The sequence below is a fragment of the Microbacterium sp. STRO-2N genome (genome assembly GCF_057747775.1).
On record NZ_CM173223.1, the window covers coordinates 1094903 to 1108043 of the forward strand.

Annotated in this window: 15 protein-coding genes, 1 tRNA gene and 1 pseudogene; 12 read left to right on the top strand and 5 right to left on the bottom strand. The window is 68.9% G+C overall.

Annotation, left to right across the window (positions count from 1 at the left end; genetic code table 11):
• Positions 1-71: 71 nt before the first annotated feature.
• The 5 genes from AC3ANN_RS04915 to AC3ANN_RS04935 all read left to right on the top strand — a co-directional run bounded on the left by AC3ANN_RS04915 (position 72) and on the right by AC3ANN_RS04935 (position 4025).
• Positions 72-284 (top strand): hypothetical protein, encoded by a 213-nt coding sequence (locus AC3ANN_RS04915; RefSeq protein WP_488339878.1) that lies wholly within the window; start codon positions 72-74, stop codon positions 282-284.
• Between the two features lie 89 nt (positions 285-373).
• On the top strand, positions 374-1240 hold the full coding sequence (locus tag AC3ANN_RS04920) for an alpha/beta fold hydrolase (RefSeq protein ID WP_488339879.1): 867 nt from the start codon (positions 374-376) through the stop codon (positions 1238-1240).
• Positions 1241-1274: 34 nt separating this feature from the next.
• On the top strand, positions 1275-2282 hold the full coding sequence (locus AC3ANN_RS04925) for an NADP-dependent oxidoreductase (protein ID WP_488339880.1): 1008 nt from the start codon (positions 1275-1277) through the stop codon (positions 2280-2282).
• A 55-nt stretch (positions 2283-2337) separates the two neighbouring features.
• Positions 2338-3195, top strand: coding sequence for an alpha/beta fold hydrolase (locus tag AC3ANN_RS04930; protein WP_488339881.1), 858 nt, complete (start codon positions 2338-2340; stop codon positions 3193-3195).
• Positions 3196-3323: 128 nt separating this feature from the next.
• On the top strand, positions 3324-4025 hold the full coding sequence (locus AC3ANN_RS04935; protein ID WP_488339882.1) for a strictosidine synthase: 702 nt from the start codon (positions 3324-3326) through the stop codon (positions 4023-4025).
• Positions 4026-4133: 108 nt separating this feature from the next.
• Here the strand turns inward: AC3ANN_RS04935 and AC3ANN_RS04940 are convergent, their stop codons facing one another.
• From AC3ANN_RS04940 to AC3ANN_RS04950, 3 genes are read right to left on the bottom strand one after another with little or no spacing between them, the layout of a single operon-like run.
• Positions 4134-5330, bottom strand: coding sequence for an MFS transporter (locus AC3ANN_RS04940; RefSeq protein WP_488339883.1), 1197 nt, complete (start codon positions 5328-5330; stop codon positions 4134-4136).
• Positions 5327-5845 (bottom strand): PaaI family thioesterase, encoded by a 519-nt coding sequence (locus AC3ANN_RS04945; RefSeq protein ID WP_488339884.1) that lies wholly within the window; start codon positions 5843-5845, stop codon positions 5327-5329. The genes AC3ANN_RS04940 and AC3ANN_RS04945 overlap by 4 nt, the downstream gene beginning before the upstream one ends.
• Before the next feature lie 8 nt (positions 5846-5853).
• The gene (locus tag AC3ANN_RS04950; RefSeq protein ID WP_488339885.1) at positions 5854-6456 is read right to left on the bottom strand and encodes a TetR/AcrR family transcriptional regulator; all 603 of its coding nucleotides are present in this window, start codon (positions 6454-6456) and stop codon (positions 5854-5856) included.
• A gap of 165 nt (positions 6457-6621) precedes the next feature.
• On the opposite strand from AC3ANN_RS04950, the gene AC3ANN_RS04955 reads away from it, so the two are divergent.
• The 5 genes and pseudogenes from AC3ANN_RS04955 to AC3ANN_RS04975 all read left to right on the top strand — a co-directional run bounded on the left by AC3ANN_RS04955 (position 6622) and on the right by AC3ANN_RS04975 (position 9792).
• On the top strand, positions 6622-7701 hold the full coding sequence (locus AC3ANN_RS04955; RefSeq protein WP_488339886.1) for an alkene reductase: 1080 nt from the start codon (positions 6622-6624) through the stop codon (positions 7699-7701).
• Between the two features lie 90 nt (positions 7702-7791).
• Positions 7792-8505 carry an SDR family oxidoreductase gene (locus AC3ANN_RS04960; protein ID WP_488339887.1) on the top strand — a complete coding sequence of 238 codons (714 nt, stop codon included), beginning with the start codon at positions 7792-7794 and terminating at the stop codon, positions 8503-8505.
• Positions 8506-8745: 240 nt separating this feature from the next.
• Positions 8746-9102 carry a recombinase family protein gene (locus tag AC3ANN_RS04965; protein ID WP_488339888.1) on the top strand — a complete coding sequence of 119 codons (357 nt, stop codon included), beginning with the start codon at positions 8746-8748 and terminating at the stop codon, positions 9100-9102.
• 37 nt (positions 9103-9139) lie between these two features.
• Positions 9140-9217 (top strand): annotated as a pseudogene (locus AC3ANN_RS04970) (hypothetical protein); the annotation flags it as partial.
• A 167-nt stretch (positions 9218-9384) separates the two neighbouring features.
• Complete coding sequence (locus tag AC3ANN_RS04975) at positions 9385-9792, top strand: hypothetical protein (protein WP_488340916.1); 408 nt, start codon at positions 9385-9387, stop codon at positions 9790-9792.
• Between the two features lie 36 nt (positions 9793-9828).
• Here AC3ANN_RS04975 and AC3ANN_RS04980 read toward each other — a convergent pair.
• Both AC3ANN_RS04980 and AC3ANN_RS04985 read right to left on the bottom strand, forming a co-directional pair.
• A tRNA-Lys gene (locus AC3ANN_RS04980) sits at positions 9829-9904 on the bottom strand.
• Between the two features lie 51 nt (positions 9905-9955).
• The gene (locus tag AC3ANN_RS04985) at positions 9956-11440 is read right to left on the bottom strand and encodes a serine/threonine-protein kinase (RefSeq protein WP_488339889.1); all 1485 of its coding nucleotides are present in this window, start codon (positions 11438-11440) and stop codon (positions 9956-9958) included.
• A 143-nt stretch (positions 11441-11583) separates the two neighbouring features.
• Between AC3ANN_RS04985 and AC3ANN_RS04990 the strand changes: the two genes are divergently transcribed.
• Both AC3ANN_RS04990 and AC3ANN_RS04995 read left to right on the top strand, forming a co-directional pair.
• Positions 11584-12651 (top strand): anti-sigma factor domain-containing protein, encoded by a 1068-nt coding sequence (locus tag AC3ANN_RS04990; protein WP_488339890.1) that lies wholly within the window; start codon positions 11584-11586, stop codon positions 12649-12651.
• Between the two features lie 45 nt (positions 12652-12696).
• On the top strand, positions 12697-13104 hold the full coding sequence (locus AC3ANN_RS04995; protein WP_488339891.1) for a helix-turn-helix transcriptional regulator: 408 nt from the start codon (positions 12697-12699) through the stop codon (positions 13102-13104).
• Positions 13105-13141 lie beyond the last annotated feature (37 nt).

The window sequence follows — 13141 nt, forward strand, 5'->3', positions numbered from 1 at the left end:
GTCGAAGGTGACCGTCTGGGGCCGCCGGCGGTGAGGGCGACGCCAATAGCGCCGGAACCGTGGAAGGTGTCGTGGCCGTCGATCTCGGTGATGGTGTTCTTCTTCATCAGGAAGTGCACGCCCTTGACGCGCCCGTCGGCGACTTTGCGGGAGCGGTCGTAGGCGGCCTGGTAGTCGAAGGCGACCTCGCCTCGGATGCCGAACAGGTCGGACTGGTGGTGAAGGTATGGGCGAGTTCGGCGGGCCGATACGAGTTTCCATGCCGATCTCCCTTGACAAATTGATTGAGTGCACTCATGATTGAGTATGCTCGGATTGATTCGGGGAGGAACCTCCGCGAATCGGTCGGCAGCGGAATCAGGAGAGAGCGGTCATGACAGGGGCACAGCAGGCAACCAGTAACCGGCCGGTGCGTTTCGTTGACGCGCCGACCAGGGCCGCGGATGCCGCCGGTGCCACGGTGGTGTATCGCGAGCTCGGTTCCGAGCATGGCGGGGTGCCGTTGGTGGCGTTGACGCATCTGGGGGCGAACCTGGACGGTTGGGACCCGGAGTTGGTCGACCCCCTCGCGAAGCACCGGAGGGTGATCCTCCTCGGCTACCGCGGGGTGGGGGCGTCCACCGGGACGGTGCGGGACCGGTTCGAGGACATGGCGGCCGATACGATCGCCGCCATCCGCGCGCTCGGGCTTTCCCGGGTAAACCTGTTCGGGTTGTCGATGGGTGGCATGGTCGCCCAGGAGATCCTTCGCCAGGCTCCGGACCTGGTGCAGCGGGTGGTCCTCGTAGGCACCGGCCCGCAAGGCGGCCCAGGCCTGACCGTGATGACCGGAGTGACGGTGCGGGCGATCTTGCGGGGTGTCTTTACCCTCACGAACCCCACCACACTGTTGTTCTTCACCCGCACTCCTGCCGGCCGCCAGGCCGCGAAGACGTATCGGGGGCGGCTGAAGCTGCGTCGCACCGGGCGGGACAAGCCGGTCACCCCGGGTGTGTTCCGCGCCCAGTTGCGCGCCGTGAATCGGTGGGGCCATCAGACGCCACCGGCGTCGTCGTTCACAGGCCCGGTGCTGATCCTGCACGGCCACCGTGACCGGATGGTGCCGTCAGGCAACGCCGACGCACTCCTGGCCCGGTACCCGGAGGCAGACGTACGGGTCTTCGCCGACTCCGGCCACGGCGTCGCCTTCCAGAACCGTCACAGCGTCGCCGGCACGGTCGCCCGGTTCCTGCAGCGCTGACCAGAACCTCCCAGATTCAAGGAGAAAGAGCATCATGCGAGCGTTCGTGTTCGACAAGTACAAACAGCCCCTCCACGAGGCCGACGTCCCCGAGCCCACGGTCGGCGATCAGGACATCCTGATCCGGGTGGAGGCCGCGGGGCTGAACCATCTCGACGAGCGGCTGAGGGCAGGAGAGTTCAAGGCGATCCTGCCCTACAAGACCCCCCTCGCCCTCGGCCACGACCTCGCCGGCACCGTCATCCGCACCGGGTCGAACGTGACCGGCTTCACCGCCGGAGACCGGGTGTACGCCCGGCCGCGGGACTTCCGCATCGGCACCTTTGCGGAGCGCATCGCCGTCGACGAAACAGACGTCGCCATGGCTCCGACCTCGGTCAGCACCGTGGAGGCCGCGTCCCTGCCGCTGGTGGCCCTGACCGCATGGCAGGCCCTGGTGGAGAAGGGGAACGTGCAGCCAGGGCAGAGGGTGCTCATCCATGCCGGTGCGGGCGGGGTCGGATCGATCGCGATCCAGCTCGCCAAGCACCTGGGTGCGCAGGTCGCGACGACCGTGTCGGGCAAGAATGCGGACTTCGCCCGCGAGCTCGGCGCCGACGTGGTGATTGACTACCGCACGCAGGATTTCGAGACCGCGCTCTCCGGCTACGACCTCGTCCTGGACCCGCTCGGCGGGGACAACCTCACCAAGTCGCTCAAGGTCTTGAAGCGCGGCGGAAAGGCTGTCGGGATCTCCGGGCCACCCACCCCCGCGTTCGCGAAGGCCGTCGGCCTGAACCCGGTGCTGCGCCTGGCCATCACGGCTCTCAGCCGCAAGACCCGCGCACTCGCGAGGAAGCTCGGCGTGTCCTACGAGTTCCTCCTCATGCATGCCTCCGGCGACCAGCTGCGCCAGATCACCGAGCTCGTCGACGCCGGCGTCATCCGCCCCGTCGTCGGCGCGACCTTCCCCTTCGACCAGACCGTGCAGGCCCTCGCCTCGCTCGGCACCAGCAGGATCCGCGGTAAGGCGGTCATCACCGGCGCCGACCAGCCCGCATGACCCCTATCCGCCAGTCCGCTTTCCGAGCACACTCAGATCCTCAGGGAGCACCCTCATGAGCACCACCGAACCCGTCATCACGTCGTACGCCAAGGCACCGGCCAAGTCCGTCACCGTGGACGGGGACACCTTCGCCTACCGGGAACTCGGCCCGAAAGAAGAGATCCCCGTGATCTTCTTCGTCCACCTCGCCGCAACCCTGGACAACTGGGACCCGCGCATCATCGACCAGGTCGCGAAGACCCGCCACGTCATCACCTTCGACCAGCTCGGCGTCGGCGCCTCCTCCGGGCGGGTTCCCGACACCCTCGAAGAAGCCGCGGCCGACGCCCACCGGTTCATCACGAAGGGCCTGGGCTACGACAAGATCGACATCTTCTCCTTCTCGATGGGCGGCATGATCGCCCAAGACCTCGTCGTCGCTCACCCCGAGCTGGTGCGCAAGCTCGTGCTCACCGGCACCGGCCCGCGCGGTGGGAAGAACATCGACAAGGTCGTGGGCACCACCTACTGGGACATCTTCCGCTCCGTGGTCACCCGGTCCGACCCGAAGGAGTTCCTCTTCTTCAACCGCGACACTGCCGGCGAGCAGGCCGGCAAGGCGTTCGTCGAACGCCTCAAGGAGCGCACCCAGGACCGCGACAAGCCCATCAGCAACGCTTCGTTCAGCCGCCAGCTCAAAGCCATCCAGCGGTACGGGCGCTCGGCCCCCTCGGACCTGTCGGTCATCACCGGCCCGACCCTGATCGCCAACGGCGACAACGATCGCATGGTCCCCTCGGCGCTCTCCGAGGACCTGCACCGGCGCATCAAGGGCAGTGAGCTGATCATCTACCCGAACTCCGGCCACGGCGGCATCTTCCAGTACTGGCAGAAGTTCGCCCCGATCGCTGCGAAGTTCCTCACCGGCTGACCCACCGAGCCGTGACCCCGAAGGAGCCTTCATGACCGACACCACGCCGACAAAACCGGACGTCTCGAAGCACTTCACCTCCTCCATCCTGCTGTGGATGCGCACCGACAAGCCCCGCCAGGCCGGGGATGGACCGGTGGAAGGGCCCGCACTCAGGCATCATCGCCGCCACCCCCGGCCTGTTCGAGTACCGGCAAATCCACCTCGCCGAGCACAACCCCGGCCGCTGGCCCGACACCCCGGGAGTTGAGACCGCGATCCCCGCGGGCCGCCGGATCGACGGAATCGCGGAAGTCACCGTCGAGAACGCCCTCTCACCACTGGTAGGACGCAAGCGGACCGCGCTGGCCCTCGAGGACGAGGTCAACATCTTCCGTCGCACACTCCTCCACGCCGGCCTTCCCGGCAACTCACGCTGGTACGACGTCGCCCCCGGTCATATGCCCGACTCGCGGGCGATCATCTACCTGCGCCGCGGCGAGGACGAGGGCACGGTCGCGTTCCACAAGTTCCTCAAAAGGCAGCTCACGCCCGCCCTGATCGCCACCGGCGTCCTCACAGAGTTGCGCACGCAGGTATTCCTGCCGTGGAGCGATAAGACATGGGACACCCCAAACGTCGCCCACGACAACCCCACTGACCAGCATCTGCACGCCTCGGTCATCCTCGGATTCGGCGACGACAGTGCCCGCGACCGGTTCTATGCCGGCCACGCCCCGGATCTGTCGACGCTGCTGGCCCCGCACGTCGCCGCGATCCACGCCTACGACGTCACCGACGCGCTCACCTACGTCAAGGACAGGCAGAACCTCCCGCACTACGAGAACTGACGCCGCTCGCGCAGCTCACCACCATGTTCATCGGCAGATTGGCGGATGCGGCTCGGGCCGCGTCCGCCGATCCGTCTGCGGGCCGGGGCCCTCGACGCTGGCTCACCGTCACTGAGGTGTTTGCGGTCGATTGCCTTTTCGGACCTCGGCGGTCAGCAGGACGGCGACGGCGATGGCGAGCACGGTGACCGCGATCGCGGCGGCTCCGACGGCGGCGCGGAGGGAGATGGCGGTGGCGACTGCGCCGACGCCGATCGCCGTCGCGGCCTGCAGTGTGTAGGCGATGAGATAGAGGAAGGACAGGGTCGAGCCGCGGTGGTGTTGGGGGGCGAGTCGGTTGATGAGGCCGAGCCCACCGGTGAACGCCAGCGCGTAGGCGATGCCGCCGACGACGCACCACGCCAGGAACAGTGCGAGCGATTGGAGCGCGCTGGCGGCGGCCATCAGGGCGAGGCTGGCCAGCGTCAGTACCGCGCCGGTCCAGATGAGGGAATGGGCGTGGAATCGGGCGAGGAAGAGGCCGGCGATCCCGATGAACGCAGCGGAGGCGGCCAGCAGGATGCCGACGAGAGCGGTGTCGTCGGTGTGCGTGAATTGGTCGATCATGTGCGCGCCGAGGGAGAGGAAGATCGCCCCGACACAGTAAGCGAGACTGACCGAGAGCGTGGCGATGACGAACCCGATCCGGATCCCCGCGGGGACGAAGGGAGCCTGCGGTCGCCACCGGGCATTCGCCGACGGCTGGTCGTCGGGTGTGGCCAGCAGCGCCGCGGTAGAGGCGGCGGCGAGGGCGAAGAGGACGATATAGCTCCACACCAGCGGCAGAGGCAGATGCTCGGCGAGCACTCCGCTGAGAAGCAACGCCACGGTGAGGCCGGTCGCGGTGGCGACCGTGGCGGTGGTGCTCGCGAAGCGGGGGCTGTGTGTGGTGTTGTTCTCGATCAAGGATGCGGTGGCAGCCCCCATCGCAAGACCCGCCCCGGCCCCTTGCAGGACGCGGCCGACGTAGAGGAAGCCGACATGAGGTGCGAAAGCGAACACCAGCGCAGACACGCCGATGAGCGCGACACCCGTGATCATGACCCACCTGCGGCCGAACAGGTCGGACAGGTTGCCGAACAGCGGGAGCACCACGATCAGCGCCAGCTGATACGTCGCGAACACCGTCGTCACGACAACCGGAGTGAGATCCCACTTCGCGGCGTAGATCGGGTAGAGCACGCTCGGTGCGCCCGATGACCACAGCGCCAGAGCCAGGACCGACGCGGCAGCCCAGAACGCGCCACGCCGACCGAGACGCGTCACGCGGCAGGGTCCGGGCGGACGACGAGACAGGTGCTGGACGCGGTCGCGAGGACCCGTCCCTGGCTGTCGCGGATGTCGGCCTCCGCGAACACGGCACTGCGGCCCGTGCGGGTGACCCACCCGTGCGCGGTGACGGGGCCGGTGTCCGCGGTGATCGGACGCAGGAACGAGACCTTGATCTCCAGACTGGTGTATCCGACGCCGCCCGGGAGGGTGGAGTGCACGGCGCACCCGCACGCGGAGTCGAGGACGGTGGCGAAGAAACCGCCGTGCACCGACCCGATCGGGTTGTAGTGGGACTCGTCCGGAACCGCCGTCAGCACCACGTCACCCTCGGTCACGGCGACGAACTCGAGCCCGATGTGACTGCTGATCGGCGGGGCCGGCGCTTCGCCTGCGGCGACGGCCCGGAGCTGTTCGAGCCCGGATCGGGCGAACGGCGTCCGCTTGTCCCTGCCCGGGATGTGGTAGCGGATCGTGCGCGACCGCTCGGAATCTTCTTCGTGTGTCGTCATGATCGGAATCAGCGCGGCAGGATGGCTGCGACCTGGGCGCGGATGCTCGAGAGCAGATCGGGGACCGTCGAGTCGCTGTTGACGCTGGCCGCGAGTTCGAGGAATTGGATGGCCGAGATCACCCGGGCGAGCGTGGCCGCTTTCCCCGCGGCGATACTCGCCCGCTCGACGAGGATGTCGGCGACCGCTTCCTCCGTCTGCGCCACGATGGAAAGCGCTTCGGCATGGTGCGGTTCAGAGGGGTCACCGAAGACCATCTCCCGCAGGTAGGTGCGCCCGTTGTCCACCTGGACGCGATTGCACTCCGCGATCGGCGCGAGAAGCGCGAGCACCGCATCGAGCGCAGTGGACTCCCGCGCGGCGGCAGCGCGGCCGCGAGCCAGGGCGTCGACGTAGTGAGCGTTCTGCACTAGCAGGAGCAGCTCCCCCTTGGTCTTCGCGTACAGGAACAGCGTGCCGGTGCCGATGTCGGCTGCATCGGCGATCTGCTGCGTGGTGACCTCATCGACACCGTGTTTCGCGAACAGTTCGCTGGCCGCCGCGGTGATGCGCGCGAGCTTGGCCTGCTTCTGGCGCTCGCGTCGCCCGAGCGGCGGTGGCGCCACTGACATCGTGTTCCTCCCGGGAATAGACTCTGACTTAGCTCAGTTCTGAGTATAGTCACTGTTGTGTGGGCTCGAATGTGGTTTCCCTCATTCTGCCACGTCCGGCCAGACGCCCCGCGCCCGGCCGGCGGCGAAGTGACGCCCCTTCGATGTAAAGGAATGACACCCGTTATGGCCTCTCTGACCTCCCTCTGGCAGCCGTTCACCCTCGGACGTGTCGAGCTCCCGCACCGGCTGGCGCTGGCCCCGATGACCCGCAACCGCGCCAACCCCGACGGCACTCCAGGCGACCTCGCGGCGGAGTATTACGGTCAGCGGGCCTCACTCGGGCTGATCATCACCGAGGGCACGCAGCCGTCCGAAGACGGACAGGGGTACTTGAACACCCCCGGCATCTATACCCCCGAGCAGGTGGCGGGGTGGGCGAAGGTCGCCGATGCAGTGCACGAGAACGGTGGGCACGTGTTCATCCAGCTGATGCACGTGGGTCGCATCTCCCACCCCGACAACACCCCGCACCACCGTCAGCCCGTGGCCCCGTCGGCGATCTCCGCCGAGCAGGACATGTTCACAGCGGAAGGCCCGAAGAAGTCGCCCGTGCCGCGTGAGCTGAGCGTCGCCGGCATCCGGGGCGTGATCGGCGAGTTCCGTCACGCCGCCGCCTCTGCGATCGCCGCCGGAGCCGACGGGGTGGAGATCCACGCCGCCAACGGGTACCTGCTGCACCAGTTCCTCGCTCCCAACGCGAACCAGCGCACCGACGAGTACGGCGGGTCCATCGAGAACCGGGCCCGGTTCGTGATCGAGGTCGCCCAGGCTGTCGCCGAGGAGATCGGCGCGGACCGCACCGGCATCCGCATCTCGCCCGCCTTCCCGCTCGGCGGGCTCGACGAGGGCGACACCGAGGCGGTGCGCGCGCAGTACTGGTACCTCGTGAGCGAGCTCGCGACGCTGAACCTGGCCTATCTGCACGTGCATCACCTCGGCGACGACGAGTTGCTGCAGTCGTTCCGGGACGTGTGGCCGACCGCCGTCCTCGTCGTCCGGTACGGTCGCGACCGCGATGGCATCGCCGCGGACATCGACGCCGGGCTTGCAGACGTCGCGCCGCTCGGACGGTTCGCGCTCGCGAACCCGGATGTCGTCGAACGCCTGCAGCAGGACTCGCCGTTCAACGAGGTGGACCCGGCGACCCTGTACACCGGCGGCGCGCACGGGTACACCGACTACCCCGCCCTCACCCGCGTCTAACCCCGAGACACGGTCGGGGCAGGCGAACCCGACACCTCCCCGGCCGCTCCTTCGCCCATTCGACCATCACATATCAAGGAGATCCATCCCATGACTTCACTCAACGGCGCTGTCGTCCTCATCACCGGCGCGAACGGCGGCATCGGCCGCCACTTCGTCCGCGAAGCCCTCGCCCGAGGAGCCGCCAAGGTCTACGCCACCGCCCGCAACCCCCGCGAATGGGACGACGAGCGCATCGTGCCCCTCACCCTCGACGTCACCAACCCCGCCTCCATCCAGGCCGCCGTCGACCAGGCCCCCGACGTCACCGTGCTCATCAACAACGCCGGCGCCTCCGTCTCCTCCGCAGGCATCCTCGCCCATACCGACGAGGAGATCCGCCAGAACGTCGAGACCAACTTCCTCGGGCCCCTGTTCCTCGCTCGCGCCTTCGCCCCGACCCTCTCCGCGAAGGGCGGCAACACCGCCATCATCGATATCCACTCGGCGCTGTCGTGGTGGGCCGTCGCCGGCATCTACTCGGCGACGAAGGCGGCACTGTGGTCGGCGACGAACTCCCTCCGCCTGGAGCTGCTGCCCGCAGGCGTGCAGGTCGTCGGCGTGCACGTCGGATACGTCGACACCGCGATGGCCGCCCACGCGGAAGGTCCCAAGCTCGACCCGGCCGACCTCGTCACCCAGACCCTCGACGTCCTCGAGGCCGGCGGCTACGAGGTCCTCGCCGACGAGAACTCGGTACGGCTCAAGGCCGGTCTGTCCGCCCCCCTCGAAGCGGTCTACCCGCAGCTCGCCACCAACAAGTGACCCCTACGGGGAGGCCGCCGCACTTCGCGCCGGCCTCCCTGTCCCGTATTCCGCTATTCCGCGCGTGCAGTGCACACCACGACAAGGAGTCAACGATGACAATCTCGGACACCGCAGAACGATCCCCGCGCAACGCGACGCGAATCTCCGCAAGGCCCGCGACCTGAACGCCATCGTGAGCGGGGAGTTCGTGGACGCGGGCGAGTCCGCCCGCAAGGCCGCCGGCCCGAGCTGATGCGGATGATCGAGTACGTCAAGACGCACCCGGTCGCGTACTGCATCGTTCACAAGGTCGACCGGCTCGCCCGGAGCCGTGCGGACGACGTGGCGATCCACCTCGCACTCAAAGTGGCCGGGGTCATGCTCGTCTCCGCCACGGAGAACAACGACGAAACCCCGAGCGGGATGCTGCTGCACGGCATCATGTCCACGATCGCGGAGTTCTCCTCCCGCAACCTCGCCAACGAGGTCGCCAAGGGCATGACGCAGAAGGCCCCCACCGGCGGGACAGCGCCGAGGTCTGGTACCGGGTGCAGAACGTCCTCACCGCGCACCGGGTCTCCGGCGAGAAGACCCAGACGCACGAGCACTAGCTGAAGGCACGATCTGGTGCGGGGACTGCAGCTCCCGGCTCATGGTCACCCACGCCAAGAACCGCCACGGCAACGTCTACTCGAAATTCATGTGCGCCAGCCGCCACTCCAAGCGGACCGCCTGCACGCGCCAGGCCATGCCGATCCACGACATTGAGGGGAACATCAAGGACTACTACCGGAGCGTGCAGATTCCCGAGCACATCGTCACCGCGCTGCGCCACGTGCTCACCCACCAGTTCGATGACCTCCACGCAGCGAGCAGGCCGAACGACACACCCTCGCCGTGGAGCGCGAGAACCTCCGCGACGAACGGAGAAGCCTGCTGCACGCCCACAACGCCGGAGCCGTCCCGCTGGACCTACTCAAAGAGGAACAGGATCGCATCGCCCGCCGACTCGCCTTCCTCGACTCACGGATCGACGCCGGTCAGGTCGAGTACGACCAGGCCAAGGCCCGCTTGGAAGACTGCCTGGCTTTCGCTGGCGACGTGCATGCGATCTATATGAGCATTGGCGACTCGCTCCGACCCATATGCAACCAAGCGTTCTTCGACCGCATCAACGTCTACGAACTCGACGGCGGCGACATCGTGGATGCGGACCCAGGCGAGCCCTTCGACACGCCGCTGGACCCGTCACTCCACGCCGCAGCGCTGACCTACGAGGCTAGCTGCGTGCGGGAGAGGACGTAAAGCCCGCCGACGTCGCGGGTTTGAACATCCAATTTATGGTGGGCCCCGTGGGGCTCGAACCCACGACCCGCGGATTAAAAGTCCGATGCTCTACCGACTGAGCTAGAGGCCCTCGACCACCAAGCTTAACGGTCGGAGGGCGGGGATGAAGCCGCGCGCGAGGTCAGCCGTTGCGGCCGCCGTTGCCCTGGCCGCCGTTTCCGTTGCCGCCGTTGCCGTTGCCGTTGCCGTTGCCGTTGCCGTTGCCGTTGCCGGGGCCGCTGTTGTCGCCGTTGCCGTTGCCGTTGCCGTTGCCGGGGCCGCTGTTGTCGTCGCCGTCGTCGCCCTCGTCGTCGTTCACGACGGGCGGCGGGGCCTCTTCGGTCGGCGTCTCGCTCGGTATCACGGAGGGCACGACCGCCGGGGTCGAGGGTTCCGGGTCAGGCGTCGAGCCCGCCAGCGTCATCGCCCAGACGGCGGCCGCCAACGCGATCGCGGCGAGGCTTGCCACCACGAGCAGGGCGATGACTCGCCGTCGGCGGCGCGTGTCGTCCGGGGCTGCCGGGGGCGACCCGTCCATCGTCGATGCCGCCGCGGACCCCGTCATCCCCTCGACGGGGGTCGCATCGCCGCTCGCCGGTTCGCCGGACGTGCCCGCGGTGCGCCCCGCGACGTCGGCGCCCGCCGCGTGTGCGCCGGCCGCGGTCGCGCCGAGAGCGCCGGCACCGACCGTACCCGCGACTGCGGCAGGCAGCACCATCGTCGGCAGAGTCCGCACCTCGACCGCCTCAGTGGGGTGATCTACGGTCGTGGCATTCGGACTGCCGTCCGCGAGTCGCGTCGCGACGGTGGCCACGTCGAGCGCGGTCGGGCGATCGTCGGGGCGCGTCGCCGTCATCCCGCGCAGCAGGCCCTGCCAGACGGGGTCGAGCGTCTCGGGGATCGGGGGCGGGGAGACGAGCCGGGCGGTGATCGCGCCGATGCCCTCGGCATCCGCATACGGTCTCGTTCCGGTGAGAGCCTCGATCAGCATGATCCCGAACGAGTACACGTCCGACGGCGGCGCCGGCGGCGCGCCCTGCGCCTGCTCGGGCGCGATGTACGCGGCCGTGCCCATGACGAGCCCGGGGGTGGTGACGCGGGTGCTGTCGAGGAGGAACGCGATGCCGAAGTCGGCGAGCTTCGCGTGCCACGTCGGGCCCGGGAGCGGCGAGGGCCCGAGCAGCACGTTCGACGGCTTGACGTCGCGGTGGACGATGCCGGCGGTGTGCGCCACATGGAGCCCCTCCGCCACGTCGACGGCGATGCGCGCCACGTCGCGTTCGTCGATGGGTCCGCGCCGGATGAGGTCCCGAAGGGTGATGCCCTCGACGAATTCCATCGCGATGTAGCTGCCGTCGGCGTCCGAGATGCGGGCGTCGAACACGGTGACGATCGAGTGGTGGTTGAGAGAGGCGAGCACCCTCGTCTCGGCGCGAGCGCGCTCGAGCACGGCGTCGCCGTCGACGGGGCCGCGGAGCAGCTTCACGGCGATCGTGCGGTCCAGGTGGGTGTCTTCGGCGCGGTATACGCGCGCCATGCCGCCTTCGCCGATGCGCTCCTCGAGGCGATAGCGCCCGTCGAGCAGCTCGCCTGTGGAGATGTCATCGGCCTCGCGCAGGTCTGTCACTGTTCCCTCCCCGCTGCGAAGCGCCGTGTACGGGGGGTCGCGGCGCTTCGAGCTGGATTCCAACGTAGGCGGGCCCCTCTCCGGTGACACGCCCCTTGACGCCGGACGCGATCGGTGCAAACACCCTGCGTGCCGGGTAGGGCATGCTGGATGACATGGTCATCGAGGGCCTCGACGTACCGGACGACGGGACGACCCGCATCGATCGCGTGGGCGTGCTCCTCGGTCGCATCGCGCAGGGCGACGAGTCCGCGTTCGCCCGCCTGTACGACCTGCTCTCGCCGCGCGTCTTCGGGCTCGTCCTCGCGACGCTCGGCGACCGCCCGCGGAGCGAGCTGGTCCTGCAGGAGGTCTTCCTCGAGGTGTGGCGCGCCGCGGCGCGCTTCGCTTCGTCGAGCGAGCGCGGGCGTCCGTGGGTGCTCGCGATCGCGCAGCGCCGCGCCGCCGAGGCCGCTCGCGCGCAGCGCTCCGAGGGTGAGCCGCTGCATTGGCTGACGGATGCCGCGACCGCGGCCTCCGCGGCGGATGCCGCCGGCGATGTCGCGCCGCCGCTCACGATGCGGTCGAGCCTGCTCACGCAGATCGCCGCCGCTCCCCAGGTGCCGCCGACCCCGGCATCCGTCGCCGCGGCGGCGTTCGAGCAGGGTGAGGCGATACCGATCCCGCAGCGGGTCGTCGCGCCGAGTCGCCCCGACACGCCGATGGTGGAGCCCGCGCCGACGACCACGACGATCCAGGCCGTGTCGCGCCGCAACTGGACACGCGGAGTCGTCGGGCTCGCTGCGGCGCTGGTGGTGCTCGTCGGCCTCGGCTTCGCGGCGGCGACGGTGAACGAGATTCTGACGCGCCCGCCGGCACTCGCGGCACTCGACCGGATTGACGCTGCACCCGACTCGGTCACGGCGACCGCCGCGCTGGATCAGGGCGGCTCGGCGACCGCGCACTGGGCGCCGTCGCTCGGCGAAGCCGTGCTCGTCACGACGGACCTGGCCGATATCGGCGACGACGAGGTGCTCCAGGCCTGGTGGGTGCGCGACGGCGACTACGCACCCGCGGGCTCGTTCGATCCGGGACCCGACGGATCCGCCACGGTGCTGCTCGAAGGCGAGTGGCAGGAGGGTGTCGTGATCGCGGTGACCGTCGAACCGGAGGGCGGGACGCCCGAGGGGACCCCGACGGAGCGCCCGATCATCGAGATCCCCACGGGGTGACCCCGCCGCCTGATCGCACGCCACGGATCCCGCTAACGTGGTGCCGTGGCATCCGCCCCTCAATCCCCGAAGACCCTCGTGCACCTGCGGCGCGCGCGCGACCTCATCGACCGTGACTACGCCTCACCCCTCGATGTGCCGACCATGGCCGCGAAGGCCCTCATGTCGCCGGCGCACTTCTCGCGCGAGTTCAAGGCCGCGTACGGAGAAACGCCCTACGCGTACCTCATGACCCGTCGCATCGAGCGCGCGATGGCGCTGCTGCGGGGCGGCGCGACCGTGACGGATGCCTGCATCGCGGTCGGCGCGACCTCGCTCGGCTCGTTCAGCTCCACGTTCACCGAGATCGTCGGCGAGACGCCGAGCGCCTACCGGGCGCGCCCGCACGATGCGGCCGAGGCGATGCCGCTGTGCATCGCGAAGATCCTCACGCGGCCGACGCGCTACGCCTGACGGGGCGTGGCTGACGGGTTACGCGGACCGAGCAGGA